This is a genomic window from Bradyrhizobium sp. 604_D8_N2_3, assembly GCF_051810765.1.
Taxonomy (GTDB): Bacteria; Pseudomonadota; Alphaproteobacteria; order Rhizobiales; family Xanthobacteraceae; genus Bradyrhizobium; species Bradyrhizobium barranii.
Map to the genome: position 1 here is coordinate 2,948,301 of NZ_JBPWPM010000001.1, position 24,951 is coordinate 2,973,251.

A 24,951-nucleotide genomic window follows, 5' to 3' on the forward strand; every position below is an offset into this window, starting at 1 on the left:
CGTGCCCACCGTCTTCACGTGATTGGAAGAAGAATGGTGGGCACGGCGCAAGAGCGCCTTTGCCCACTCTACGAAAGCTACGTCACCCGCCACTCCGGCACGTCATCCGCGGCCATCGCGATCTCGCCGAGCGAACCCACCGGCGTGCGATCCATGTTCAGCAAGTGCGCCAGAGTCGCCGTATCGCTGGCCGCGATGCGCCCCAGCGTACGTCGATCATCTTCCGTCCGCAGCATCACCACGCCGTGTTCGACCTCGCCGCCGCGGCCATAGAGCACCGTGAAACTCTCGACCTTGCCCCTGCCTGAGACCTCCGTGACGAACTCGGGCACCGCGCGCTTGTTGCGGTCGGCCTCTGCCTGCACGCTCGTCTCCTGCGCCAGCGCCTCACGCGGCGTCTTCGACACCACCAATGCGTGGTGCTTGGTGACGAAGCCGCCCTGGCCGTAGAGCAGCCCGAGCTTGGCACCATCGCGCACACGCCGCAGCATCGCGCAGGCCGCGTGCGTCATGTAGGTGTTGAGCGGCGCGCCGAAGAAGGTGAGGCCACCGGTCACGGTCGGCTGCACGTCGGCCCCGAGGCCCAGCGTCCGCCGCGCCATCTTGGGCACGCAGGGGAAGCAGCTATAGAGCTCGATCGCGTCGAATTTCTTGCCGTCGCCGCCGGCGAGATCCATCGCCGCCTTCAGCACCGCATTCTGCGGATGGCTTTCATGGAACTGATCGCGCAGGAGGTAATCGCGCGGCTCTTCGGCCGAGGCGCCGCCAAGCGGGTAGACCAGCTTGTCCTCGGCGATGCCGGCCGCGCGCGCCTTGGCGAGGTTGGTGAGCAGCAGCGCGCCGCCCATGTTGACGCTGGGGTTGGCGACCATGAGCTTGTTGTAGGGCCAGGCGATCAGCCGGTTGTCCGCCGTCGGCGTCGTGATCTCGTCCGGCGCATAGCGCCGCTTCAGCCAGGCGTTGGGATTTTCGGCGGCGGCCTCGGAGTAGCGCGACCACAGCGTGCCGGACTCTGCCATGGCTTCACGCGGCGTCTGGCCCCAATGGGCGGAGGAGGCGGACTCATAGAATGGATAAACCGTGACGGGACGGAACACGCCGAGCTTCACCGCCAGCGGCTTCTGGAATGCCGCCCCACGCTTGGGCTCCTCGACGTCGTGGGCGAACGGCGTCCAGGGTAGCTTGACCCCGGCGCGCTCCGCCTTGGTCGCGGTCGACTGCGCCTCCGCGCCGCAGACAGCCGCCACCGTGCATTCGCCGCGCGCAATGCGTTTTGCCGCCTCGTGGATGTAGCGGATCGGGCTCTCGCCGCCGACGGGGCCGTAATAGCAATGCGCCGGCGCAATGCCGAGCCGCTGCGCCAAAAGCTTTTCCGGATCGCGATAGCGCCAGCTCAGGAAGTTGACGACGTCGAGCGACTGCACCTCGCCAAGCAGTTTTGCGCCGGCGTCCTGTTCGGCCCGCCGTAGCGCCTGTTCGAGCAGATCGAGCGGCTCGAGGCCGTCGGTGATCTCCTTGGGTCGGTCGACGATCTCGCCGATGCCGACGATGACGGGGATGAGGTCTTCCGGGATAGAGGTCTTGGTCATTTCTTCTTGGTTCACTTTCTGGGTCTTCGGCACGCCGTCGCCCTTCGAGGGCCGCTGAAGAAGCGGCCACCTCAGGGTGACGGCTACGGATGAAGCGTCATCCTGAGGTGCGAGCCGAGCGACGCTTGCGGCGCTTGGCGAGCCTCGAAGGATGAGCCACGGACTCTATTCCGGCCACAGGCAATTACTCCGCCACCAGCGCATTCATGTGCTCGACGGCCTCGGCAAACTCTTCCTTGAACTCCTGCACCACCGCGCCCGCCGACTTCACGCTGTCGATCAGGCCGACGCCCTGGCCGACGAAATAGCTGACGAGGTCGCGCGCTTTTGCGTTGCCGCTCGCCGCCGCGCGATCGATCGCGTTGAAGGCGTCGCGGCTGATGACGCTTTGCAGCGGCATCGGCAGCGCGCCCGGGCTTTCCGGCGCGCGGTCCCAGGCATCGGTCCAGACCGAGCGGAGCTGGCGTGCTGGCTTGCCGGTGCGCCCCTTCGAACGGATCGCGTCGCGCGAGGACGCCGTGATCATCTTCTCGCGGAAGATCGCCGTGGTCTCGGCCTCGACGGTGGCGAGCCACACCGAGCCGGTCCAGGCGCCGGCCGCGCCCATCGCCATGCAGGCGGCCATCTGCCGTCCCGTCATGATGCCGCCGGCCGCGAGCACCGGCACGTCGCGGATATTCTTGATCGCCTTGATCACCTCCGGCACCAGCACCAGGGTGGAGACCTCGCCGCAATGGCCGCCGGCCTCGGTGCCCTGCACCACGAGAATGTCGACGCCGGCGGCGACCTGGCGCAACGCATGCTCCTTGGCGCCGACGAGGGCGGCAACCGGCACGCCGTGCTTCCTGCCCATCTCGATCATCGCCTTCGGCGGCACGCCCAGCGCGTTGGCGATCAATCGGATCGGATGGTTGAAGGAGACCTCGAGCAGCTGAAGTGCGGTCTTCGCGTCGAACGGTTGCGGCTGGTTGTCGGCCACATCACTTGTCGTCAACTCGATGTCGTATTTCTTCAGGAGGTCGCGCGTGTAGGCGCGGTGCTCCTGCGGCACGCGCGCCTCCAGGCTCTTCCAGGTGACGTCCTTCTCGCCTGCGGTCGAGATATTCTCGGGGATCAGCACGTCGATGCCGTAGGGCTTGCCGTCGACATGCTCGTCAATCCATTTCAGCTCGCGCTCGAGCGTGTCGGGCGTGTGCACGGTGGCACCCAACACGCCGAAGCCGCCGGCACGGCTGACGGCGGCAACGACGTCGCGGCAATGGCTGAAGGCGAGCAGTGGGAACTCGATGCCCAGCATGTCGCAGATCGGCGATTTCATGGCTCTCTCCCGGCAGCCGTCGCGTTGCTGTTGTTGCTTTGCTTGAGCGAAGGCGCTTCGACGCTAGCCCATCGTCGCTAGCGATGCCAATCCGGATTTGGCCGCGCATCTTGCGTGCAGACGCCACGCGGCGGATGAGCCATTCCGCTGCACAAAATAAACAGACCGGAGCCCGCCGATTTGCCTCTTGCGCTTTTGTGGGTCTGTGAGAATGCTGGCGCAAACAAAGAGAAAACAGCGAGGGAGCGCCAACCGATGTCGCAAGCGCAAGCGAGTCCGGCCCGAACCGTGAAGGCCTACGACGTGGTCGTCGTCGGCGCGGGCTTTGCCGGCATGTACATGCTGCACCGCCTGCGCGGTCTTGGCTTCTCGGCGCGCGTCTATGAGCAGGGCGGTGGCGTCGGCGGCACCTGGTACTGGAATCGCTATCCCGGCGCGCGCTGCGATGTCGAGAGCATGCAGTATTCCTACTCGTTCTCGGAAGAGCTTCAGCAGGAATGGGACTGGAGCGAGCGCTACGCGCCGCAGCCGGAGATCCTGAACTACGCCAACCACGTTGCCGACCGTTTTGATCTTCGCCGCGACATCCAGTTCGACACCCGCGTCGAGCGCGCGGCGTTCGACGCGCGGGCGAAGTGCTGGTCGGTGACGACGTCCGACGGCAAGACGGTTGAGGCGCAGTTCATCGTGCTCGCGACCGGCTGCCTCTCGAACGCGCGCAAGCCCGACATCAAGGGCCTCGAGAGCTTCAAGGGACCGGTCTACCACACTGGCAGTTGGCCGCATGAAGACGTCGACTTCACGGGCTTGCGCGTCGGCTTGATCGGGACGGGATCGTCTGGCATCCAATCGACGCCCGTCATCGCCGAACAAGCAAGACATCTCACCGTGTTTCAGCGCACGGCGAATTTTTCGATTCCCGCGCGCAACGCCGCGCTGACCGACGAAGAGCGCAACAACGTCCGCAAAACCTATCCGGAGATCCGCCGCTTCGCCCGCGAAATCGCACGCAACGGCATTTTCGCCGAGCAACCCGATCGCGGCGCACTCGACGACAGCGATGAGACCAGGAATGGCAAATATTCGGCGCGCTGGGAGCGCGGCGGGCTCACCTTCATGTATGTCTACAACAATCTCGGCCTCGAGCGATCGGCGAACGATACCGCGGCGAACTTCGTGCGCGGCAAGATCGCCGAGATCGTGAAGGACCCCGAAACCGCGAAGCTGTTGCAGCCGAACAGCCATCCGATCGGCACCAAGCGCATCTGCATCGATACGGATTATTTCGCGACCTTCAACCGGCCGAACGTCTCGCTGGTCGACATCAAGACCAATCCAATCGAGGAGGTCACCGCGAATGCCGTGCGTGTCGCAGGCAAGGACCACGAGGTCGATGCGCTGGTGATGGCGACGGGGTTCGATGCCATGACTGGCTCGGTCGCGAAGATCGACATCAGTGGCCCGGGCGGACGGACGCTGAACGAGAAGTGGGCGGAAGGCCCGAAGACCTATCTCGGGCTGATGAGCGCGGGCTTTCCGAACCTCTTCATCATCACCGGCCCCGGCAGCCCGTCGGTGCTCTCGAACATGATCGTCTCGATCGAGCAGCATGTCGACTGGATCGCCGATTGCCTCGTTCACATGCGCAGGCAGGGTGTTGCCACCATGGAGGCAAGCGGGGAGGCCGAGGACAAGTGGGTCGCCCATGTCAACGAGGTCGCCCACGGCACGCTCTATCCGCAGGCCAATTCCTGGTACATGGGCGCCAACATTCCAGGCAAGCCGCGCATCTTCATGCCCTATATCGGCGGCGTCGGCGTCTACCGCCGGATCTGCGACGAGGTCGCGGCGAAGGGATATGAGGGGTTTTTGCTGGAGAGGGCCGAGCAGGGGCTGACTGCGGCCGCGTCCTGAGCCTCGCTCCGATCGTCATTCCGGGGCGCCGTAGAGCGGCGGGCCCGGAACGACGGCGGGGAAGTGGCCTGCCATGACGAAACGTAGAGTTGCCCCGCCCGGCAATGCATTTCTGCGCCCTTGCCATCGGCCATTCGCGGGCTAATTAATGCAGGCGCATCTTTTCGCCGGAGCCCCCGCATGACCGACGCCCCCGCCTACGTACCGCCCAAAGTCTGGATCTGGAACAAGGAGAACGGCGGGCAGTTCGCCAGCATCAACCGCCCCATTGCCGGCGCGACCCACGACAAGGAGCTGCCGGTCGGCAAGCATCCCTTCCAGCTCTATTCGCTGGCGACGCCGAACGGCGTGAAGGTCACGGTGATGCTGGAGGAACTGCTGGCGCTCGGCCACAAGGGCGCCGAATACGACGCCTGGCTGATCAGGATCGGCAATGGCGACCAGTTCGGCAGCGGCTTTGTCGACATCAACCCGAACTCGAAAATTCCCGCGCTAGTGGACCGCTCCGGTCCCGAGCCGATCCGGGTGTTCGAATCCGGCTCGATCCTGGTCTACCTCGCCGAGAAGTTCGGCGCCTTCCTGCCGAAGGATATCAAGAGTCGCACCGAAGCGATGTCCTGGCTGTTCTGGCAGATGGGCAGCGCGCCATATCTCGGCGGCGGTTTTGGTCACTTCTACGCCTACGCGCCGACCAAGATCGAATACGCCATCGACCGTTTTGCGATGGAGGTCAAGCGCCAGCTCGACGTGCTCGACCGGCGCCTCGCCGACAACGAGTACCTCGCGGGCAATGAGTACACCATCGCCGACATCGCGGTGTGGCCCTGGTATGGCGCGCTCGCCAAGGGGCTGGTCTATGGCGCCGGCGAATTCCTGTCGGTGCAGGACTACAAGCACGTGCAGCGCTGGACCGATCAGATCGCCAAGCGCCCGGCCGTCAAGCGCGGCCGCATGGTCAACCGCGTCTCCGGCGATCCCGCCAGCCAGCTCCACGAGCGGCACGACGCCGGCGATTTCGACACCAAGACGCAGGACAAGATCGGCGAGCCGGCGGCGACGTAAACGGTGCTCGCTTCACCTCGCCCCGCTTGCGGGGAGAGGTCGAATTCGATCGAAGATCGAATTCGGGTGAGGGGGACTCTCCGCGAGTCCAACTCACACTGTTTTCTCGGAAGCAGCCCCTCACCCCAGCCCTCTCCCCGTAAGAACGGGGCGAGGGAGCGCGATGGCGCGGCCTACTTCCTCTTCGCCCCCTCCGCGGCCGGAAACACCACGCGATCATCCGTGCGGCAGTAGCGGTCGGCGAACATGCGGCCGATCGGGTGATAGCGGTCCATGTGCACCCGCATCGCCTTGTCGTCCCAGAGCTCGTCGCGGATATGGAAGTGGATGCCTTCGCCCATGATCAGCCGGCGATCGTCGTTGACGTCGATCATCTTCCAGAGCTTGCACTCCATCGCCCAGGGCGTGTCGGCGAGCCGCGGCACGGCGATCTTCGCCGACGGTGCGAGCTTCAGCCCGAGATAGTCAGGCTCGCCCACTTCAGGGGGAAAATCTCCGCTGCTCTCGTGCATGGCCTTCGCCAGCGGCTCGTCGGCGAGGTTGACCACGAACTCGCCGGTGCGCTGGATGTTGAGAAACGTGTCCTTGTCCTGGCCGTTGGGCTTCCGGTTCGCCGCGAACATGCACAGCGGCGGATCTTCGCAGAAGGCGTTGAAGAAGCTGAACGGCGCGGCGTTGACGACGCCGGTCGGCCCGACCGAGGTCACCCACGCGATCGGCCGTGGCAGGATGAAGGACGTCAGCACCTTGTAGCGCTCGCGTGGCGTCAGGTCGCTGGCGGCGTATTCCATGGTGGCTCCGTAGGAGTGAAACTCTCGTAGGGTGGGCAAAGCGAAGCGTGCCCACCACTTCTTGCGAAGCCGCGATGGTGGGCACGGCGCGCGAAGAGCGCGCCTTTGCCCACCCTACGGCTCTTCCCGAGCGGGGAGAGGCCAGAGACTTTTACGCCATGCTCAACTCGTGGCGTCCCACCACCATCCAGTGCACCTCGTCCGGACCGTCGGCGAAGCGCAGATGGCGGACGTCCTGGTACATCTCCGCGAGCGGGGTCCAGTGCGAGATGCCGGTGGCGCCGTGCATCTGGATCGACTGGTCGATGATCTTGCAGGCGCGCTCCGGCACCATGGCCTTGACCATGGACACCCAGACGCGGGCCTCCTTGTTGCCGAGCACGTCCATCGCCTTGGCGGCCTTCAGCACCATCAGCCGCATCGCCTCGATCTCGCAGCGCGCCTGCGCGATGATCTGCATGTTGCCGCCGAGATGGGCGATCTTCTTGCCGAAGGCCTCGCGGGTGAGGCCACGCTGAACCATCAGATCCAGCGCCTTCTCGGCCTTGCCGATGGTGCGCATGCAGTGATGGATGCGGCCCGGGCCGAGGCGGAGCTGCGAGATCTCGAAGCCGCGGCCTTCGCCGAGCAGCATGTTCTCCTTGGGCACGCGGACGTTGTTGAAGCGCATGTGCATGTGGCCGCGCGGGGCGTGGTCCTGGCCGAACACGTACATGGGCCCGAGCACCTCGACGCCGGGCGTGTCGCGCGGCACCAGGATCTGCGACTGCTGCTTGCTCGGCGCCGCATCCGGATTGGTCTTCACCATCACGATGAGGATCTTGCAGCGGGGATCGCCGACGCCGGAGATGTAATATTTCTCGCCGTTGATGACCCATTCGTCGCCGACGAGCTTTGCGGTCGTCGAAATGTTCTTGGCGTCGGAGGAGGCGACGTTCGGCTCGGTCATGACATAGGCCGAACGGATCTCGCCGTTCATCAGCGGCTTCAGCCACTTCTCCTTCTGCTCCTTGGTGCCGACGCGCTCCAGCACTTCCATGTTGCCGGTGTCCGGCGCCGAGCAGTTCATCGTCTCGGAGGCCAGCGGGCTCTTGCCGAGCTCGGAGGCGATATAGGCGTAGTCGAGATTCTTCAGGCCCTGACCGGTCTCGTCGTCGGGCAGGAAGAAATTCCAGAGGCCTTCCTTCTTGGCCTTGTTCTTGGCGACCTCGAGCACCTCGAGCTGTTTCGGCGTAAAGCTCCAGCGATCCTGCTTGCCTTCGCCGGCCTTGGCGAATTCGATCGACATAGGCTCGACGGTGTCGCGGATGAATTTCCTGACGTGATCGTAGAGCGGCCGGACCTGGTCCGACATGCGAAGATCGTTGAGCTCGTCGCCGGGATTGAGGGTGTAGTTGGTGGTGCGGGGTATGTAGGCGTGCTTTGTCATTGTTCCTCCCGGGGTCACTGAGATCGCGTTGGGCCGCAGAATAGTCGCAGCGCGGCCAAAGCGCGAGCGCGCATTTTTTCAGGCGACCCATGCCATGCGATGGAATATCGCGAGAGTGTTTGAAATGTTGTTTGAACGGCGTGAGGAGGCAGGTGCGGGCCGCACTCACTGTTGTCATCGCCCGGCTTGACCGGGCGATCCAGTACTCCGTGACGTCAGCGATTTACGGAGAAGCCGCGGCGTACTGGATTCCCCGCTCCAGTGCGCAATTGCGCACAAGGCGGGGAATGACACCGTCCTGGAGCAATCAGTTCGGCAGCCGATGCATCGCGCAGATCTTGTTGCCGTCGAGGTCGCGCAAATAAGCGATGTAGAGCTTGTTCCCTGCGCCCTCGCGGATGCCGGGTGGATTCTCGATCGGCGTTCCGCCGGCGGCGACGCCGGTGGCGTGCCACTTGTCGACCTGCTCAGGCGAGTTGGCGGCAAAGCCGATGGTGCTGCCATTCGCACACGTGGCGGCCTCGCCGTTGATCGGCTTCGTCACCGAGAACACGCCGGTCTTGGTGATGTAGAAGATGCGATGGCCGTCGACCCTGGCCGGGCGCACCTCGAGCGTGCCGAGCAGCTGGTCGTAGAACGCCTTGGCCTTGTCCAGGTCGTTGGTGCCGATCATGATGTGTGAGAACATTTGCCCATTCCCCTCAGAGTTTGTAGCCCGGATGGAGCGCAGCGAAATCCGGGTCTTGCTTGTTTTTGAAAATCCCGGATTACGCTTCGCTCCATCCGGGCTACGAGATTCAAAACGCCGTATAGCCGCCGTCGATCACGAACGTATCCGCGGTGTGATACGACGACGCCTTGCTCATCAGATACACCGCGATGCCGCCGAAATCGCTGGCCTCGCCGAAGCGCCGCATCGGAATGCGCGGCATCACATTGGCGACGAACTTCTCGTTGGCCATGATGCCCGCGGTCATGTCGCTCTTGATCCAGCCGGGCAGGATCGCGTTCGCGGTGACGCCGTGACGCGCCAGCTCGACGCCGAGCGCGCGCACCAGCGCGTTGATCGCGGCCTTGGTCGCGGCATAGTGCTCATTGCGCGCAGTGCCGAAGATCGAGGCGAGGCTCGATGTCGCGACCAGCCGGCCGAAGGGATCGCCGGCATTGGCGCGCTCGGTCATGTGTTTTGCGGCGGCCTGGAAAGCGTGGAACACGCCGTCCAGATTGGTCGCAAACATCGTGCGCCACTCTTCCTCGGTGCGCTCGATGAAGGAGCGCCGGCCGCCGCCGCCGATACCGGCATTGGCAAAGCAGCCGTCGACCCGGCCGAAAATGTCGAGCGTCGCCTTCATCGCGGCATTGACCGAAGCCGGATCGGTGACGTCGCAGACGCGGGTGTCGACCTTGCCGGAGAGGCCCGTCATGCTCGCGGCAGCAGCCTTGTTCTTGTCAGGATTGCGGCCCCAGATCAAGACGTTGCAGCCCTGGCCGGCGAGCGCCTGCGCGATGCCGAGCCCGATACCGCCATTTCCGCCGGTGATCACGGCGACGCGGCCGCTGAGGTCGAAAAGGTTCATGGCGCGTTTCCTGTTTTTGGCACGGGCGCGCGCCAGCCTGTGCGCGCAAGATTGTGCGATACGACGACAAGGTATGTTCGGACCACCATGGACAAGGCCGCGACAAAAATCAAATATGCGCCCCGGCAAAACTAATTCCGGTCTGCGAAACATCGCTAGTACCAACTGACGAGGAAACCATGCAGTTCAAACACGTCACGCTCGATTTCGATGGCTCGGTCGCGATCCTCCGGCTCGACCATCAGGAGGTGATGAACGCGGTCTCCATGGACATGCTGGGCGGCCTCTCCGATGCCCTCGACGCGATCGAGGAGAAGAAGGGCGAGGTGCGCTGCGTGGTGCTGACTGGCGCGGGGCGGGCGTTCTGCACCGGCGCGAATCTGCAAGGGCGCAACAACCAGTCGAAGAAGACCAAGGCCGGCCTGACGCTCGAGACCGGCTTTCATCCCTTCCTGCGCCGCATCCGCAATCTGCATTGCCCGATCGTCACTGCCGTCAACGGCCCGGCCGCCGGCGCCGGCATGAGCTTCGCGCTGCTCGGCGACATGATTTTGTGCGCGCGGTCCTCTTACTTTCTTCAAGCCTTCCGCCGCATCGGCCTGGTGCCGGATTGCGGCTCGACCTGGCTGCTGCCGCGCCTGATCGGCCGGGCGCGTTCGGTCGAATTGTCGCTGATGGGCGAGCGCCTGCCGGCCGAGAAGGCGCTGGAATGGGGCCTCGTCAACCGCGTCTATGACGACGGCGTGCTGATGGAGGAGGCGATGAAGCTCGCGCGCGATCTCGCCAGCGGCCCGACGGTCGCGCTGTCGCTGATCCGCAAGCTCTACTGGGACAGCCCCGAAAATTCGTTCGAGGATCAGCTCAATCTCGAATTCCAGTGCCAGCTGCGTGCCGGCGACACGGACGATTTCCGTGAAGGCGTTGGCGCGTTCCTGGAGAAGCGCCCGGCGCAGTTCAAAGGCAAATGATCGAGGCCGAGCTCTCCCGCAGCGTCGCGCGCTGGTGCGAAGGGGCGACTGGCGTCACCGGCGCGGCAAAACTGTCCGGCGGCGCCAGCCAGGAAACCTGGCGCTTCGACATCGAGCATCCCGATGGGCCGATCGGCGCGATCCTGCGCCGCTCGCCGAAGGGCTATGGCGCCGCGCCGACGCGCGCGGCAGGTCTCGCCGCCGAAGCCCAGTTGATGCAGCTTGCCTATGAGGCGGGCGTGCCGTCGCCGCGCGTGATGCATGTGTTGACGCCCGACGAAAATCTCGGCACCGGCTTCATCATGCAGCGGGTCGAGGGCGAGACCATCGCCCGTAAGATTCTTCGCGATGATGAGTACGCGGCGGCGCGGCCGCGTCTCGCGCGGCAGATCGGCGGCGTGCTCGCCGGCCTGCACAAACTGCCACAGGACAAGCTGCCCGAGCTGCGCAGCCGGTCCGCGACCCAGGAGATCGGCGAGTTCGAGCGCGACTATCGCAGCCTGAACTGGCCAAAGCCCGTGTTCGAGCTGGCGCTGCGCTGGCTGCGCGACCATGATCCCGGCCCCTCGGCCGAGACCACGCTGGTGCACGGCGATTTCCGCAACGGCAATCTCATCATCGGCGCCGACGGCGTCCGCGCCGTGCTCGACTGGGAGCTCGCCCATCTCGGCGATCCCATGGAGGATCTCGGCTGGGTCTGCGTCAACTCCTGGCGCTTTGGTGAGATCGACAAGCCGGTGGGCGGTTTTGGCACACGCGAGGAATTGTTCGCCGGCTATGAGGCCGCGGGCCGCAAATGCGATCCTGCGCGCGTCAAATTCTGGGAAGTGATGGGCACGCTGCGCTGGGGCATCATGTGCGGCGGCATGATGCAGCGGTTCCGCGAGGGGCCGGATCATTCGATGGAACGCGCCATGATCGGCCGCCGCGCCAGCGAGACCGAGATCGATCTGTTGCGGCTGCTGGCGCCGCGCGGGAGCTGACACATGCAGGACGAACCGACACCGACCGAGCTGACCAAGGCGGTCGCCGATTTCCTCGGCAACGACATCACGCCGCTGATCTCCGGCCATCAGGCCTTCAAGCTGCGCGTCGCCATCAACATCCTCGACCTCGTGACGCGGCAGCTGACGCAGGAGGAGAGGAGCGACGCGAAGGAGGTGGAGCGGCTGCGCGCGCTGCTCGGCATGGACGGCCCGGTGGCCGATCTCAACCGCGCGCTCGCCGATCGCATCGCCAAGGGTGAGATTGATCTGGCAACGCCGGGGCTCGCCGAGCATCTCTGGCAGACCACAATGGATAAGCTAGCGGTCGACCAGCCGAACTATGCCTCATACAAGCGGGAGCTGGGGCGAGGCGGGTAGACGGTGCCATATTCTCCGCTGTCATCGCCCGCCTAGTGCGCAATTGCGCACAGGGGGGGGCGATCCAGTATTCCAGAGACGGCAATGAGATGCGTTGAAGCCGCGGCGTACTGGATGCCCCGGTCAAGTGTTTAGCCCGGAGACATGGCTGACACCTGTTCGGACACATCACTGACAGGTTGGCCATTGGTCAAGTCGATCGATGCGACCTGCCAGCTGGCGAAGAAGATTCCGTAGTGGCCGTCACGATCCAGCGGCCGGATGGCAAGGCGTTCGCGGGCGAAGGCCTGGGGAACTTTCCAGAAGTGTCCCTTGAAGGAGATGTAGGGTCTTGTCGATGAGACCCTGCGCACGATCTCGCCGCTGTCGTATTCGACGTTCGGAACGCGGGCCGGCATGGGGCGAGCACTTGGCCGGAAGCGATCGGCAGGGACCTGCATATCGAGGCCTTGGTGAGGCCGCTCCAGATTGTAGACCGGCCGCCAGGCGTCGAAGGCGCGCTGGACTTCCGGGAGAGTTCGGAAGCGGCGCATTGCAAACACCTCGGCCTTCAGGGTGCGATGGAAGCGTTCGTTCTTGCCGCGGGCCTGTGGGTGGCATGGCCTTGCGTGCACCACCCTGACGCCAAGCTTGAGCAGCCACACCTTCAGTCCGGTCCAACGAATGCCGGACGTATCGCCCCAGGGTGAGCCATTGTCGGTGTAGAAGGCCTCCGGCAGGCCATAGCAGCGGAACGTCGTCGACAGGTGATTCTGCACGGTGAGGCGCTGCTCGTCGGCACATGCCTTCAGGCACAGCACGTAGCGCGAGTGATCGTCGACGATCGTTAGCGGATGGCACCGCGTCCCATTGGCGAGCGGCAGGTGACCCTTGAAGTCCATCTGCCACAGCAGGTTGGGAGCTTCCTTCTCGAACCGGTGGCCCGGATTGGGCGGCGCATTCTCACTCGGTTTGATCCGGTCGTTCCGACACAGGATCTGGTGCACCGTTGATGGCACAGGCACCGTCTGCCCGCCCCGCTTCAGGCAATGGGCAATCTTCCGTGCTCCCCAAGCCGGATGCTTGTCGCGTACAGCCAGGACTTCTGCCTCGACCGCAGCCTCACTCCGCTTGGGCATCGCATGCGGGCGCCGGGAACAGTCGGCCAGCTCCCGATCGCCGGCCTGCCAGCGCGCCAGCCACTTGTAGCCGACGTCAGGACTGATGTTGAACCGACGGCACAGTTCGCGCCGGTTGGCGCCCTCCTGCAAAGCCAGCCGCACAAACTCGTGGCGCTGATCCATCACTGACACCTCGCTCCAAGGCATGGACGGCCTCCCGAATCGGACCAATCCAGCCAATGTTGATGTGTCAGCTATGTCTCCGAACACCCGTCAGTGATCTGTCCGGGCTAAACATCAAGCCGGGGCATGACACCTGTGGTGTTGGGGCATCCGTCGTCGTGACGAGGAGAGCGGCGCTCTACTTCCCCACCCATTTCGGCGGCCGCTTCTCCGAGAATGCCTTCGGGCCCTCGATATAATCCTGCGAGGCCACCATCGCCTTCACCGCTGGATATTCCCGCTGCTCCTCGATCGCCTGCTCCAGCGAGACGGCGAGGCCCTTCTGGATGGTCTGCTTCGACGCCCGGATCGACATCGGCGAGTTCTTGGTGATCATCTCCGCCCAGCGCAGCGCGCCCGACAGGGCCTCACCCTGCGGCACCACCTCGTTGACGAAGCCGAGCTCATGGCCCTCCTTGGCGCTGACATGGCGCGCAGTGAGGATCATGCCCATGGCACGCTTGAGCCCGATCTGGCGCGGCAGCCGGTGCAGGCCGCCGGCGAGTGCGGCAAGGCCGACGCGCGGCTCGGGCAGGGCGAAGGTCGCATTCTCCGAGGCGATGATCAGGTCGCAGGCGAGCGCGATCTCGAAGCCGCCGCCCATGGCGACGCCGTTGACCGCGGCGATGATCGGCTTGTCGCAATCGAAGCGCGAGGTAAGGCCGGCAAAGCCGCCCTTGTCCCAGCCGCGCTTTCCGCCCGCCGCCTGCCACTTCAAATCGTTGCCGGCGCAGAACGCCTTGTCGCCGGCGCCGGTGACGATCGCGACCCACTGCTCGGGATCGGCTGAGAAATCGTCAAACACCTTCTGGAGCTCGAAATGCGCGTCGGTGTGCAGCGCGTTGTAGACCTCGGGCCGCGACAGCGTAACGATCGTGATCGGCCCCTTGCGTTCCACCTTTGAGAATTTCAGATCCATCGCGCGCTCCCGCATTTTCTCGTGAAGGAATATTGGCGTCATACTAGCGCGTGCCAGCGCCGCGACACCATCGAATTGCGCGGGCGCGCCTTGCGCCCGTCACACGCCTTGCCTTGCTTGACTTGCGCGCGCACTTCTCACCTTAATCGCGCGAAGCAAAAGCGCGGTTAGCGCCTTAACGCAAAACGACAAAACTACTCCGGGAGAGAGCCGTGGATTTCTCATTGCCTGCCGATCTCGTCGCCTATCTCGGAGAGCTCGATCGATTCATCGAACGCGAGATCAAGCCGCTCGAACAGGCCGACGACAACATCCGCTTCTTCGACCATCGCCGCGAATGGGCGCGCACCGATTTCGACAATGGCGGCCTGCCGCGCCATGAGTGGGAAGCGCTGCTGCGCAAGGCCAAGGATCTCGCGGACGCCGCCGGCCATCTGCGCTTTCCGGTGCCGAAGCAATATGGCGGCAAGGACGGCTCCAACCTCTGGATGGCTGTGATCCGCGAGCACTTTGCCGCCAAGGGTCTCGGCCTGCACAACGATCTTCAGAACGAGCACTCCATCGTCGGCAATTTTCCCGTTGTCACCATGCTCGATCGCTATGGCCGCGACGACCAGAAGGCGATGATCGACGGCTCGATCAGGGGCAAGTACCGCATCACCTTTGGATTGACGGAGCCGCATCACGGCTCGGACGCGACGCACATGGAGACGCGCGCGGTGCCCGCGACCCGCGACAACGTCAAGGGCTGGATCATCAACGGCGAGAAGATGTGGACGACCGGCATGCACGTCGCCACGCATTGCGCGCTGTTCGCGCGCACCTCGGGCAATGACGGCGATGCCCGCGGCATCACCTGCTTCCTGGTGCCGGCCAAGAGCCATGGCGTGAAGGTCGAGGAGTACATGTGGACCTTCAACATGCCGACCGACCATCCGCGCGTCAGCTTTACGGACGTGTTCGTGCCTGAGGATGCGCTGTTCGGCGAAGTCGGCCGCGGCCTGTCGCTGGCGCAGTGCTTTGTCCACCAGAACCGCATCCGCCAGGCGGCAAGCTCGCTCGGCGCCGCCGTCTACTGCATCAACGAGAGTGTGAAGTACGCGCGCGAGCGAAAGCCGTTCGGCAAGGCGCTCGCCGAGAACCAGGCGATCCAGTTTCCGCTGGTCGAGCTCGCGACCCAAGCCGAGATGCTGCGCCTGTTGATCCGCAAGACAGCCTGGGAGATGGACCAGCTCAATGAGGAGCAGATCGAGCGCACGCTCTCCGACCGCGTCTCCATGTGCAACTACTGGGCAAACCGCCTCTGCTGCGAATCCGCCGACCGTGCCATGCAGGTCCACGGCGGCATGGGCTATTCACGCCACAAGCCGTTCGAGCACATCTACCGCCACCACCGCCGCTATCGCATCACGGAGGGGAGTGAGGAGATCCAGATGCGGAAGGTGGCGGGGTTCTTGTTCGGGTATATGGGGCCGGGGAAGCATTAGAGAGACGCTGCGATCTCTCCCCGAGTCGTCCCCGCGAATGCGGGGAGGACCCATAACCCCAGGGAGTAGTTTGAGGCGAGACGGCAACTCCGTGTCTTCGCCAAACTCCACCCTGTGGTTATGGGTCCCGGGCTCGCGCTGCGCGCGCCCCGGGACGACGACGCGGATAGAGCGGGGCTAATTCACCCGTCGGTCCTTCCCTACCCAATACGGCTCCCTCAGCTGCCGCCGCAAGATCTTGCCTGACGGATTCCGCGGCAGCGCCGGCAAGAACTCCACGCTCTTCGGTGTCTTGAATCCAGCGATACGTTCGCGGGTGAAGTTGATGATGTCGGTGGCGGTCGCCTGCTTGCCGGGCTTCATCACCACGACGGCCTTCACGGCTTCGCCCCATTTGTCGTCGGGCACGCCGATCACGGCGGCCTCGGCGACGTCAGGATGATCGCACAGCGCGCTCTCGACCTCGGCCGGGTAGATGTTCTCGCCGCCGGAGATGATCATGTCCTTGATGCGGTCGTGGATGTAGAGATAGCCGTCCTCGTCCATGTAGCCGGCGTCGCCCGTGCGCAGCCAGCCATCGCCGCGCAGGGTCGAGGCGGTCGCCTCCGGTAAATTCCAATAGCCGGCCATGTTGGAGCCCGAGCGCGTCGCGATCTCGCCGACCTCGCGCGGCGGCAGCGGTTTGCCGTCCGCATCCAGAATCGCGATCTCGACGCCCGGCAGCGCCTTGCCGGCCGAGCGCATCCGCTCGAGGCCCTCGACGTGGTCCTCCGGCGGCAGCGCGACGATGGTGCCTGTCGTCTCGGTCATGCCGTACATCTGCACGAAGCCGCATTTGAAGATCTCGATGCATTCCTTCAGCAGCGCCGCCGGAATGGGCGAGGCGCCATACAGCATGTATTTCAGGCGCGAGAAATCGACCGTCTTCGCGCGCGGCTGCCGTACCACGAACTGCATCGCCGCCGGCACCATGAACAGCTTGGTGATGCCCGACTGCTCGAAGAAATCCAGCACCTTGGTCGGATCGAACTCGCGCGCGATCACGCCGCGGGCGCCGTGATAGAGTCCCATCACGCCCCAGCCGGAGCCGCCGATGTGGAAGATCGGCATCGCCACCAGCGACACGTCGTCGGTCGACCACCGGTTCCACTCCGGCTTGTCCTCGGCATTGCCTGTTTGTACGAGGTTGAGGAAGTTCGCATGCGACAGCATCGCGCCTTTCGGCTTGCCTGTCGTGCCCGACGTGTAGAGCTGGATCGCGATGTCCTTCGTGTCGATCGGCACCTTCGGGTCGTCGCCGCTTTGCGCATCGCGCCAGGCCGTAAAATCCTGCCATTCCGGCGCGCCGCCTTCAGTGGTGATGACGGTGCGCACGCCAGGCAGCTGGTCCTTGATCTGGCGGACCTGCGCGATGAACTCCGGCCCGACGAACAGCACCGGCGCCTTGCAATCCGCGACGATGAACGCGATCTCGGGCCCGGCAAGCCGCCAGTTCACCGGCGCCATCACCACACCGGCCTTCATCGCGCCCATCAGCAGCTCGAAATAGAGATCGCTGTTCTTGCCGAGATAGGCGATGCGGTCGCCGCGTCTGACACCCATCGCGATCAACGCGTTGGCGACCTTGTTGGTCTTGACGTCAAACCCGGCAAAGCTGGTGAGGCGGCCCTCGAACTCGTAGGCGGTCGCGTTGCCGCGGCTGGTCGCGCGCTCGCGCACCATGTCGGCGAGATTCGCCAATGGCTGTGTGGTGGACATGTCTCTCCCGTGGCGTCTTGTTTTTATGTCTGGGAGTGTGGCGTCATCCGCGGGTGAAGACAAGATGGGAGAGGCCCCGCTGTCGTCCCGGACAAGCGAAGCGCCGATCCGGCAACTGTTATGTCGGCTTGACGTTCAGGTAGGGCTTCCTGTCGCGCATCATGGCGTTGAGGACCGTCAGCAGCTTCCTGGCGACGGCAATGAGGGCGAGTTTGGCTGGTTTGCCGGCCTGTCGCAATCGTACGTAAAAGACCTTGAACGGATCGGCCCGGCGGCCCGCGTTGAGAGCAGCCATGTAAAGGGCATCACGGACGCGCTTTCGGCCCCCGGCGATCTTACGTTTGCCACGGTAAGCCCCGCTGTCGACGTTGAAGGGAGCCAGGCCGGCTAGCGCTGCCACCTGCTTCGGTCCCACTTTTCCGAGTTCCGGCATCTGCGCGATCAGTTGCATGCAGGTTACGGGACCCACGCCAGGAAGTGAACGTATCAACTGCGCATCGCCCGAGATCTCCGGCTCGGTCTTGATTAGCGTGCTGATGTCGGCCTCGATCTCGGCGATCTCGCCGTCGAGGACCTCGATGAGACGGCCGATACGATCGGCCATGGCACGGTCGTCGGCCTCGCTGCGCCGGTTCTTCTCCTGCGCACGCATGAGGACCAGCTGATCCCGCCGTTTTGCGAGCCTCGCCAAGGCATTGCGGGCGGGATTGGCAATTTGCTCGGTGGCTGGCTTCAGGGCCCGCGCAAAGGCCGCCAGCATCCTCGCATCGATCGGGTCGGTCTTGGCGAGCTGGCCGCTGGCGCGCGCAAAGTCGCGAGCCCGGGCCGGGTTGATCCGCGCGAAGCGGATACCGGCCTGACCCAGCGCCTCGCGAAGTTCGAGATCATAGACACCCGTTGCCTCGAAGACGACCAGCACGTCGCATCGCCAACGCGCCACGATCTGTGTGATGGCCTGCGGCGCGTTGGCGATGCGCTCCGGCACACCCAAGCCCTCATCGAAGATATCGAGATGTTGTTTGGAGACGTCGATTCCGACGTAACGAAGGGGTATGATCACGGTGCCTGTCCCTGTGATGCGAGGTCTGTTGCCGCAGCCTCGTGCAACTGTTCAGGTTGATAGATGGAACGGGCGGGAGACCGGGCCGGATCACGGCGTCAAGCGCCAAGGACCCAACGGCTTCCCGCCCACTCCATCATGACAGGCTTCCAAGACACAGGGACCCAAAGCCACAGGGAGGAGTGTGGCGCGAGATCGGGTTGTGAGTCTTCGCCAAACCTCATCCTGGGGTTATGGGTCCCGGGCTCGCGCTATGCGCGCCCCGGGACGACAGCGGTGGGTGCATCACCCCCGCTTCGCCCGGTCCTTCTCGTTCTGCGCCATGATGCTCTCGCGCGCGGTTTTCCAGTCGTCGTCGCTCCAGTCGCGGAGCTGGTAGAAATTGCCGCCCATCGCCAGCGCCTGCGCGCCGTCCATCGCGATGGTCTCGCCGCTGATCCAGTCGCAGCCGCCGGAGATCAGGAACACCGCGAGGTTCTGCAATTCCTCCATGGTGCCGACGCGGCCCATCGGGTTCATCGCCTTGGTGCGCGCGCCGGCTTCGTCGCCGGGCTTGATGCGCTTGCTCATGCCCTCGGTCGGGATCTCGCCCGGCGCGATCGTGTTGAGGCGGATGCCGTAGCGGCCCCATTCGGTCGCGAGCGACATCGTCATGGCGTGGATCGCCGACTTGCTCATCGCGGACGGCACCACGTAAGGCGAGCCGTTGCGCACCCAGGTCGTGGTGATGGAAACGACATTGCCGGGCTGCTTCAAGGCGATCCAGCGCTTGCCGACCGCATGGGTCACATAGAACGTGCCGTGCATCACGATGTTGGCGACGGCATCGAAGCCGCGGGGCGAGAGCTCTTCGCTGCGCGAGATGAAATTGCCGGCCGCGTTGTTGATGAGATCGGTGAGGGGAGCGTCACGAAAGATGGTCTCGATCATCTCTTCGACCGCGAGCGCGTTGCGGATGTCGACGCCGTGGCTGGTGACGCGGCCACCATACTCAGCCATCAGCTCGGTCGCGGTCTCGTCGCACACGATCTTGCGCCGGCCGCAGATGTGCACCTCTGCTCCAAGCTGGAGGAAGCGCGCCGCCATCGACTTGCCGAGCCCGGTGCCGCCACCGGTGACAAGGATGTTCCGGCCGGCCAGAAGATTTTCCTTGAACATGGCTGTTTCCTCCGCAGGCATTGTCAGTTAATTGGTCGATTGACTAAATCCGGCCGCCGGCTTCCTGTAAAGCGGCACTGAACAAGAACAGGGGAGAATTCATCCATGGAAGAGCGCGTCTCGATCTCGATCTCGGAAGGCGTCGCCGACGTGCGCCTGGTGCGCGCGGACAAGATGAATGCGCTCGATCAGGCGATGTTCGAAGCCCTTGTTGCCGCAACCGACCGGCTTTCGAAGGAAAAGGGCGTGCGTGTCGTCGTGCTCTCGGGCGAAGGCCGCGCCTTCTGCGCCGGTCTCGACATGGGGCGTTTTGCCGCCATGAAGGAGACAGGCGGCAACGGAATTCCGGGTGGCGAAAATCGCGATCTCACCAAACGTACGCATGGCCAGGCGAACTTTCCGCAACAGGCGGTATGGGGCTGGCGCCAGCTTCCGGTTCCCGTGATCGCGGCCGTGCACGGCGTCGCTTTCGGCGGTGGGTTCCAGCTCTCGCTCGGTGCCGACATGCGCTTTCTCTCACCGGATGCGCGGATGTCGGTGATGGAGATCAAATGGGGCCTCGTGCCCGACATGGCCGGCACGCCGATCCTGGCCTCGCTCGTGCGCGACGACATCCTGCGCGATCTCACCTACACCGGCCGCATCTTCTCCGCACAGGAGGCGATGAGCTACGGCCTCGCGACGCGCATCTGCGACGACCCGCGCGCCACGGCTCTCGAAGTCGCGCGCGAAATCGCCGGCAAGAGCCCCGATGCGATCCGCGCCGCCAAGCGCCTGCTCAACAATCTCTCGGTCGATCCGGGCCCGGCGCTGCTCGCCGAGTCGGTCGAGCAGCAGAAGCTGATCGGCAGTGCGAACCAGACCGAAGCGGTGCGCTCCAATCTGGAGAAGCGCGAGGCGAGGTATGTAGACTGACAGGCTCTCCGTCATGGCCGGGCAGAAGCGCGAAGCGCGTCTTCGCGCTAGATGTCCCGGCCATCCACGTTCTTGGTCAGAAGCGGCAAGCAAGAACGTGGATCACCGGGACAAGCCCGGTGATGACGACTAACTGGCAACGTCGCTAAACAACAAAGAAAAACAAAAATGAGCGAAACGTCCCCATTCCTCGGCATCGTCTCCGGCGAGCGCCGCCGCACCCATGCCGAAGTCGCCAACCGCGCTGATCGCATCGCGAGCGGCCTCGCCAAAATCGGCGTCAAGCAGGGCGATTGCGTCTGCATGCTGATGCGCAACGATATCGCCTTCCTCGAAGCCGCCTACGCCGCGATGCGGCTCGGGGCCTATGGCGTGCCGATCAACTGGCACTTCAAGCCGGAGGAGATCAACTACATCCTCGGGGATACCGGCACGTCCGTGCTGATTGGACATGCCGACATGCTGCACGCCCTGCGCGATGCCATTCCGAAAGGCGTCACCGTGCTCAGCGTGCCGACCCCGCTGGAGATCCTGTCCAACTACAAGATCGACCCCGATCACCTGAAGACGCCGGACTTCGCGATCGATTTCGAATCCTGGCTCGCACAGTACCCGCCCTACGACGGCCCGGTCGTGCCGCAGCCCATGAACATGATCTACACGTCAGGGACGACCGGCCATCCAAAGGGCGTGCGGCGCAATGCGCCCACGCCGGAACAGGCGGCGGCCGGCGAGCGCATGCGTGCGATGATCTATGGGCTCAAGCCCGGCGCCCGCGCGATCCTGCCGGGCCCGCTCTATCACTCCGCGCCGAACTCGTTCGGCATCCGCGCCGGCAAGCTCGGCGGCGCACTGGTGCTGATGCCACGGTTCGAGGCCGAAGAATTTCTGGACCTGATCGAACGATACAAGATCGACACCATCTTCATGGTCCCGACCATGTTCATTCGCCTGATGAAGCTGCCTGAGGCGGTGCGCAGGAAGTATGATGTCTCCTCGCTCCGCCACATCATCCACGCCGCCGCGCCATGTCCGGCCGACGTCAAGCGCGCGATGATCGAGTGGTGGGGGCCGGTGATCTACGAATTCTACGGCTCGACTGAATCCAGCGCCGTCACCTTCGCGACCCCCGAGGATGCGCTCAAAAAGCCCGGCACCGTCGGCAGGATTTCGCCGGGCGCCGAGCTGCGCTTCATCGGCGACGACGGCCGCGTGCTGGGCGTGGGCGAGATCGGCGAGATCTATTCCCGCATGGCCGAAATGGCTGACTTCACTTACCACAACAAGCCGGAGAAGCGCGCCGAGATCGACCGCGACGGCTTCATCACCTCCGGCGACGTCGGCTATATCGACGAGGACGGCTACGTCTTCATCTGCGACCGCAAGCGCGACATGGTGATCTCAGGCGGCGTCAACATCTATCCGGCCGAGATCGAATCCGTGCTCCACGCCGTGCCCGGCGTGCATGATTGCGCCGTGTTCGGCATCCCCGATGCCGAGTTCGGCGAGGCGCTGATGGCGGTGGTCGAGCCGCAACCAGGTGTCACGCTCGATGCCGGCGATATCCGCACCCGGCTCAAGGGCTCGCTCGCCGACTACAAGGTGCCCAAGCACATCGAGATCCGCACGAGCCTGCCGCGCGAAGACTCCGGAAAAATATTCAAGCGCCGCCTGCGTGATCCCTATTGGGAGCAGGCGGGGCGGAAGATTTGAAAGCCTTGTAGCCCGGATGGAGCGAAGCGCAATCCGGGGCGGTGCTCGCGTCAGAAAGACCCCGGATTTCGCTTCGCTCCATCCGGGCTACGAACACAGGAACGAATGATCATGACCGACGCCGCAAACGAAGTCCTCTATGAGGTCGCCGACCACATCGCGGTGATCACGCTGAATGCGCCGGAGCGCATGAACACGATCTCCGGCCCGATGCTGAACGATCTGGCGCGGCTGCTGACCGAGGCCAATGAGGACCGCAACGTCCGGGTCGTGATCCTCACCGGCAAGGGGCGGGCATTCTGCGCCGGCCTCGATTTGCGCAAGGAGCGCGACGGCAATGGCCTCAGCGCCGCGTCTTCGCCGACCACGATCAATCTGCGCAACACGCCGCCGACCGTGCTTCAGGCGATGGACAAGCCGACCATCTGCGCCGTCAACGGCGGCGCCGCTGGTTACGGCATGGACACCGCGCTCGGCTGCGATATCCGCATCATGGCGGAGTCCTCGAAGCTTGCGGCGGCCTTCGTCAAGCGCGGCGTCGTGCCGGAATCCGGCGGCACCTGGCTGCTGCCTCGGATGCTCGGCTGGGCCAAGGCTTCCGAGCTGATCTTCACCGGCCGGACGCTCAGCGCCCGCGAGTGTCTGGAATGGGGCCTCGCCAACGAGGTCGTGCCGGATGCCGACTTGATGGGCCGCGCCCGCGCCATCGCCCGCGAAATCGCAGCCAACGCGCCGCTCGCGGTGCAGGCCTCCAAGCGCATGATGCGGATGGGCCTCAACGAGAACTTCTCCGATCACGTTCACCACGTCTACCTCCAGCTTCTGCCGCTGTTCAAGACACAGGACATGGCCGAGGGCATGAAGGCGTTCATGGAGAAGCGTGAGCCGAAGTTCGAGGGGCGGTAGGCGCCGCCTGATCGCGCACGCTGGAGTAGCAATCAGTAATCGGCTCGGCTAGGTTGACGTTCCCACGCCAACCGCTTGCGATCGCCGATGCCCTCATACCGCGCCAGCTTCTTCGAAGTTCCTCATGCGGCCCTTTACGCGCTAATGACGGTGACCGTCCTGGCGTCGGGATTCTGCTTCATCCAGGCAGGCAGTCCGGCGGCGCCGGCAGAGTTGCTGTATCGCTATGGCGGCATGTATTCGGGCGCAATCGCGCGGCATGAGTACTGGCGCCTGCTCGCCTATGGCTTCCTGCATGTCAACTTCGTCCACCTCACCATGAACATGTTGTGCCTCGTGCTGTGGGGCGGACATCTCGAGCGGCGAGTGGGACCGGCCTATTTCCTCATCATCTATCTCTGCGCGATGGTGTTCGGCGCCGTCATCGGCAATGGCATCCATTCCACGCCCTATTTGACCGTCGGCGCGTCCGGCGCCACGTCGGGCATTTTGGGTGCGCTGCTCTGCCTGTGGATCCTCGGCAAGCTCGACGTCAGGTTCGACTTCTTCGCCATCAACATCGGATTGAACATCGCGTTTGCGCTCGGCAATTCGCGGATCGACTGGGGCGTCCATCTCGGCGGCTTTGCGGCCGGATTGATCGCCTGCGCATTGCTGGACCTCATCGAGAAGGCGAATCCTTACGCGCTTCGTTGCAAATTTCCCGAAGCCGTGAAGGTCAATCTCACTCTGTTGGCCTGTGTTGCTGCTGCGTGGGCTTGGAGCGGTCAGGCCATCGCCGCCGGGATTTCCGGATGGGGCCTGGCCATCGTTGTCGTGGTCGCATGCTGTGCGGTCGTGAAGGTGGTTGATCTCGTCCTCTCCATGAAGAAGGGTCTTGCGATCGTCGTGGTCGCCCTGGCTGGAGCGAATGCTGTCACCGTCCTGCTGTGCGGTTTGGCTCTGGCATCTTCTTGCAGTCCGCGCTGGCCAACCGGGTCCGCTCCACTCGATAATCTTCTCGTCATATTCTGTCCCAATCCTGTTCTGATCTCGGGGCTGGCCGCGATCGGTGCCGCCGCGGTGACGCTGTGGCTCTGCGCAAGGGAAATTTCGCGCGGGATCGAGGATGTCGGATTTGTCGGCACATCGCTGCGTGCCGAACGCAGCCGGCGTCATGGACTATGACCGCGGAGGTCGTGCTATAAGAGGGCTCATTGACCCCGGATCATCCCAAGGTTCCTAAATCTAATGGCCCCCGTTTCCATTCTGCTCAACGTGATCTGGATTCTCATCGGCGGTGCCTGGATGGCATTCGGCTGGCTGGTGGCTTCCGTCATCATGGCCATTACCATCATCGGCCTTCCCTGGGCGCGGGCGGCGTTCAACATCGCGGTCTACGCCCTGCTGCCGTTCGGCTCGCGCGCGGTCAACCGCGACGAGGTCACCGGTATGGGCGATATCGGCACCGGCCCGCTCGGGGTGATCGGGAACATTATCTGGTTCGTGCTGGCCGGCTGGTGGCTGGCACTCGGCCACGTGCTGACAGCCGTGATCTTCGCCGTCACCATCATCGGCATTCCCTTTGCCTGGGCCCATCTGAAGCTCGCGGGGATCGCGCTCTGGCCGATCGGCAAGGTGATCGTGCCGGCCTAGCCGCAAGGAGTGATCGCCCCTTTCAGTGTGCGCCGCCCCCAACTTCATCTTGCGCTGCGGCAAAAA

General features: G+C 64.3%; 22 protein-coding genes. 11 read left to right on the top strand and 11 right to left on the bottom strand.

Annotated elements, in window-relative coordinates; translation table 11 throughout:
* Window positions 1–77 precede the first annotated feature (77 nt).
* The gene (locus AB7245_RS14070) at window positions 78–1,589 is read right to left on the bottom strand and encodes an acetyl-CoA acetyltransferase (RefSeq protein ID WP_085403972.1); all 1,512 of its coding nucleotides are present in this window, start codon (window positions 1,587–1,589) and stop codon (window positions 78–80) included.
* A 184-nt stretch (window positions 1,590–1,773) separates the two neighbouring features.
* Entirely contained in the window at window positions 1,774–2,907 is a 1,134-nt protein-coding gene (locus AB7245_RS14075) for a nitronate monooxygenase (protein WP_085403935.1), read from the bottom strand.
* Window positions 2,908–3,162: 255 nt separating this feature from the next.
* Here AB7245_RS14075 and AB7245_RS14080 point away from each other — a divergent pair, with 255 nt between their 5' ends.
* Together AB7245_RS14080 and yghU are read left to right on the top strand one after the other, a co-directional pair.
* Window positions 3,163–4,821, top strand: coding sequence for a flavin-containing monooxygenase (locus AB7245_RS14080; RefSeq protein ID WP_135215958.1), 1,659 nt, complete (start codon window positions 3,163–3,165; stop codon window positions 4,819–4,821).
* 180 nt (window positions 4,822–5,001) lie between these two features.
* On the top strand, window positions 5,002–5,883 hold the full coding sequence (gene yghU / locus AB7245_RS14085; protein ID WP_085403934.1) for a glutathione-dependent disulfide-bond oxidoreductase: 882 nt from the start codon (window positions 5,002–5,004) through the stop codon (window positions 5,881–5,883).
* A 173-nt stretch (window positions 5,884–6,056) separates the two neighbouring features.
* Here the strand turns inward: yghU and AB7245_RS14090 are convergent, their stop codons facing one another.
* From AB7245_RS14090 to AB7245_RS14105, 4 genes are all read right to left on the bottom strand, one after another.
* The gene (locus tag AB7245_RS14090; protein ID WP_085403933.1) at window positions 6,057–6,674 is read right to left on the bottom strand and encodes a flavin reductase family protein; all 618 of its coding nucleotides are present in this window, start codon (window positions 6,672–6,674) and stop codon (window positions 6,057–6,059) included.
* A gap of 151 nt (window positions 6,675–6,825) precedes the next feature.
* Entirely contained in the window at window positions 6,826–8,103 is a 1,278-nt protein-coding gene (locus AB7245_RS14095; protein WP_014496881.1) for an acyl-CoA dehydrogenase family protein, read from the bottom strand.
* A gap of 307 nt (window positions 8,104–8,410) precedes the next feature.
* Window positions 8,411–8,791, bottom strand: a complete 381-nt coding sequence (locus AB7245_RS14100) for a VOC family protein (RefSeq protein ID WP_028146897.1) — start codon at window positions 8,789–8,791, stop codon at window positions 8,411–8,413.
* A 109-nt stretch (window positions 8,792–8,900) separates the two neighbouring features.
* A complete protein-coding gene (locus AB7245_RS14105; RefSeq protein WP_085403932.1) occupies window positions 8,901–9,680 on the bottom strand; it encodes an SDR family NAD(P)-dependent oxidoreductase in 780 nt (259 codons plus the stop codon).
* Between the two features lie 179 nt (window positions 9,681–9,859).
* On the opposite strand from AB7245_RS14105, the gene AB7245_RS14110 reads away from it, so the two are divergent.
* Genes AB7245_RS14110 through AB7245_RS14120 form a run of 3 tightly spaced genes read left to right on the top strand, consistent with a single transcriptional unit; the run spans window position 9,860 to window position 12,012 of the window.
* Window positions 9,860–10,648 (top strand): enoyl-CoA hydratase/isomerase, encoded by a 789-nt coding sequence (locus tag AB7245_RS14110; RefSeq protein ID WP_028146899.1) that lies wholly within the window; start codon window positions 9,860–9,862, stop codon window positions 10,646–10,648.
* A complete protein-coding gene (locus AB7245_RS14115) occupies window positions 10,645–11,631 on the top strand; it encodes a phosphotransferase family protein (RefSeq protein WP_085403931.1) in 987 nt (328 codons plus the stop codon). Before AB7245_RS14110 ends, AB7245_RS14115 begins: the two co-directional genes overlap by 4 nt.
* A gap of 3 nt (window positions 11,632–11,634) precedes the next feature.
* Entirely contained in the window at window positions 11,635–12,012 is a 378-nt protein-coding gene (locus tag AB7245_RS14120) for a DUF6285 domain-containing protein (RefSeq protein ID WP_085403930.1), read from the top strand.
* Between the two features lie 131 nt (window positions 12,013–12,143).
* Here the strand turns inward: AB7245_RS14120 and AB7245_RS14125 are convergent, their stop codons facing one another.
* Window positions 12,144–13,319, bottom strand: a complete 1,176-nt coding sequence (locus AB7245_RS14125) for an IS481 family transposase (protein ID WP_085398134.1) — start codon at window positions 13,317–13,319, stop codon at window positions 12,144–12,146.
* Window positions 13,320–13,473: 154 nt separating this feature from the next.
* On the bottom strand, window positions 13,474–14,253 hold the full coding sequence (locus AB7245_RS14130) for an enoyl-CoA hydratase-related protein (RefSeq protein WP_085403929.1): 780 nt from the start codon (window positions 14,251–14,253) through the stop codon (window positions 13,474–13,476).
* Between the two features lie 212 nt (window positions 14,254–14,465).
* Here AB7245_RS14130 and AB7245_RS14135 point away from each other — a divergent pair, with 212 nt between their 5' ends.
* On the top strand, window positions 14,466–15,740 hold the full coding sequence (locus AB7245_RS14135) for an acyl-CoA dehydrogenase family protein (protein WP_085403928.1): 1,275 nt from the start codon (window positions 14,466–14,468) through the stop codon (window positions 15,738–15,740).
* A gap of 177 nt (window positions 15,741–15,917) precedes the next feature.
* Here AB7245_RS14135 and AB7245_RS14140 read toward each other — a convergent pair whose 3' ends face one another.
* The 3 genes from AB7245_RS14140 to AB7245_RS14150 all read right to left on the bottom strand — a co-directional run bounded on the left by AB7245_RS14140 (window position 15,918) and on the right by AB7245_RS14150 (window position 19,716).
* Entirely contained in the window at window positions 15,918–17,498 is a 1,581-nt protein-coding gene (locus AB7245_RS14140) for a fatty acid--CoA ligase (RefSeq protein WP_085403927.1), read from the bottom strand.
* A 118-nt stretch (window positions 17,499–17,616) separates the two neighbouring features.
* Window positions 17,617–18,558 (bottom strand): IS110 family transposase, encoded by a 942-nt coding sequence (locus AB7245_RS14145; RefSeq protein WP_085403926.1) that lies wholly within the window; start codon window positions 18,556–18,558, stop codon window positions 17,617–17,619.
* A 285-nt stretch (window positions 18,559–18,843) separates the two neighbouring features.
* A complete protein-coding gene (locus AB7245_RS14150) occupies window positions 18,844–19,716 on the bottom strand; it encodes an SDR family oxidoreductase (RefSeq protein WP_063986558.1) in 873 nt (290 codons plus the stop codon).
* A gap of 105 nt (window positions 19,717–19,821) precedes the next feature.
* On the opposite strand from AB7245_RS14150, the gene AB7245_RS14155 reads away from it, so the two are divergent.
* The 5 genes from AB7245_RS14155 to AB7245_RS14175 all read left to right on the top strand — a co-directional run bounded on the left by AB7245_RS14155 (window position 19,822) and on the right by AB7245_RS14175 (window position 24,885).
* Window positions 19,822–20,631, top strand: a complete 810-nt coding sequence (locus AB7245_RS14155; RefSeq protein WP_085403925.1) for a crotonase/enoyl-CoA hydratase family protein — start codon at window positions 19,822–19,824, stop codon at window positions 20,629–20,631.
* Between the two features lie 168 nt (window positions 20,632–20,799).
* Window positions 20,800–22,344, top strand: coding sequence for an acyl-CoA synthetase (locus AB7245_RS14160; protein ID WP_085403924.1), 1,545 nt, complete (start codon window positions 20,800–20,802; stop codon window positions 22,342–22,344).
* Window positions 22,345–22,455: 111 nt separating this feature from the next.
* Entirely contained in the window at window positions 22,456–23,250 is a 795-nt protein-coding gene (locus AB7245_RS14165) for an enoyl-CoA hydratase/isomerase family protein (RefSeq protein ID WP_085403971.1), read from the top strand.
* An 87-nt stretch (window positions 23,251–23,337) separates the two neighbouring features.
* Window positions 23,338–24,417: a rhomboid family intramembrane serine protease gene (locus tag AB7245_RS14170; RefSeq protein WP_085403923.1), complete on the top strand. Its 1,080-nt coding sequence runs from the start codon at window positions 23,338–23,340 to the stop codon at window positions 24,415–24,417.
* 63 nt (window positions 24,418–24,480) lie between these two features.
* Window positions 24,481–24,885, top strand: coding sequence for a YccF domain-containing protein (locus AB7245_RS14175; protein ID WP_071915736.1), 405 nt, complete (start codon window positions 24,481–24,483; stop codon window positions 24,883–24,885).
* Window positions 24,886–24,951 lie beyond the last annotated feature (66 nt).

Coding starts and splice junctions, on each gene's coding strand:
- AB7245_RS14070 (WP_085403972.1), bottom strand. CDS start 1,589: ATGACCAAGACCTCTATCCCGGAAGACCTCATCCCCGTCATCGTCGGC.
- AB7245_RS14075 (WP_085403935.1), bottom strand. CDS start 2,907: ATGAAATCGCCGATCTGCGACATGCTGGGCATCGAGTTCCCACTGCTC.
- AB7245_RS14080 (WP_135215958.1), top strand. CDS start 3,163: ATGTCGCAAGCGCAAGCGAGTCCGGCCCGAACCGTGAAGGCCTACGAC.
- yghU (WP_085403934.1), top strand. CDS start 5,002: ATGACCGACGCCCCCGCCTACGTACCGCCCAAAGTCTGGATCTGGAAC.
- AB7245_RS14090 (WP_085403933.1), bottom strand. CDS start 6,674: ATGGAATACGCCGCCAGCGACCTGACGCCACGCGAGCGCTACAAGGTG.
- AB7245_RS14095 (WP_014496881.1), bottom strand. CDS start 8,103: ATGACAAAGCACGCCTACATACCCCGCACCACCAACTACACCCTCAAT.
- AB7245_RS14100 (WP_028146897.1), bottom strand. CDS start 8,791: ATGTTCTCACACATCATGATCGGCACCAACGACCTGGACAAGGCCAAG.
- AB7245_RS14105 (WP_085403932.1), bottom strand. CDS start 9,680: ATGAACCTTTTCGACCTCAGCGGCCGCGTCGCCGTGATCACCGGCGGA.
- AB7245_RS14110 (WP_028146899.1), top strand. CDS start 9,860: ATGCAGTTCAAACACGTCACGCTCGATTTCGATGGCTCGGTCGCGATC.
- AB7245_RS14115 (WP_085403931.1), top strand. CDS start 10,645: ATGATCGAGGCCGAGCTCTCCCGCAGCGTCGCGCGCTGGTGCGAAGGG.
- AB7245_RS14120 (WP_085403930.1), top strand. CDS start 11,635: ATGCAGGACGAACCGACACCGACCGAGCTGACCAAGGCGGTCGCCGAT.
- AB7245_RS14125 (WP_085398134.1), bottom strand. CDS start 13,319: ATGCCTTGGAGCGAGGTGTCAGTGATGGATCAGCGCCACGAGTTTGTG.
- AB7245_RS14130 (WP_085403929.1), bottom strand. CDS start 14,253: ATGGATCTGAAATTCTCAAAGGTGGAACGCAAGGGGCCGATCACGATC.
- AB7245_RS14140 (WP_085403927.1), bottom strand. CDS start 17,498: ATGTCCACCACACAGCCATTGGCGAATCTCGCCGACATGGTGCGCGAG.
- AB7245_RS14150 (WP_063986558.1), bottom strand. CDS start 19,716: ATGTTCAAGGAAAATCTTCTGGCCGGCCGGAACATCCTTGTCACCGGT.
- AB7245_RS14155 (WP_085403925.1), top strand. CDS start 19,822: ATGGAAGAGCGCGTCTCGATCTCGATCTCGGAAGGCGTCGCCGACGTG.
- AB7245_RS14160 (WP_085403924.1), top strand. CDS start 20,800: ATGAGCGAAACGTCCCCATTCCTCGGCATCGTCTCCGGCGAGCGCCGC.
- AB7245_RS14165 (WP_085403971.1), top strand. CDS start 22,456: ATGACCGACGCCGCAAACGAAGTCCTCTATGAGGTCGCCGACCACATC.
- AB7245_RS14170 (WP_085403923.1), top strand. CDS start 23,338: ATGCCCTCATACCGCGCCAGCTTCTTCGAAGTTCCTCATGCGGCCCTT.
- AB7245_RS14175 (WP_071915736.1), top strand. CDS start 24,481: ATGGCCCCCGTTTCCATTCTGCTCAACGTGATCTGGATTCTCATCGGC.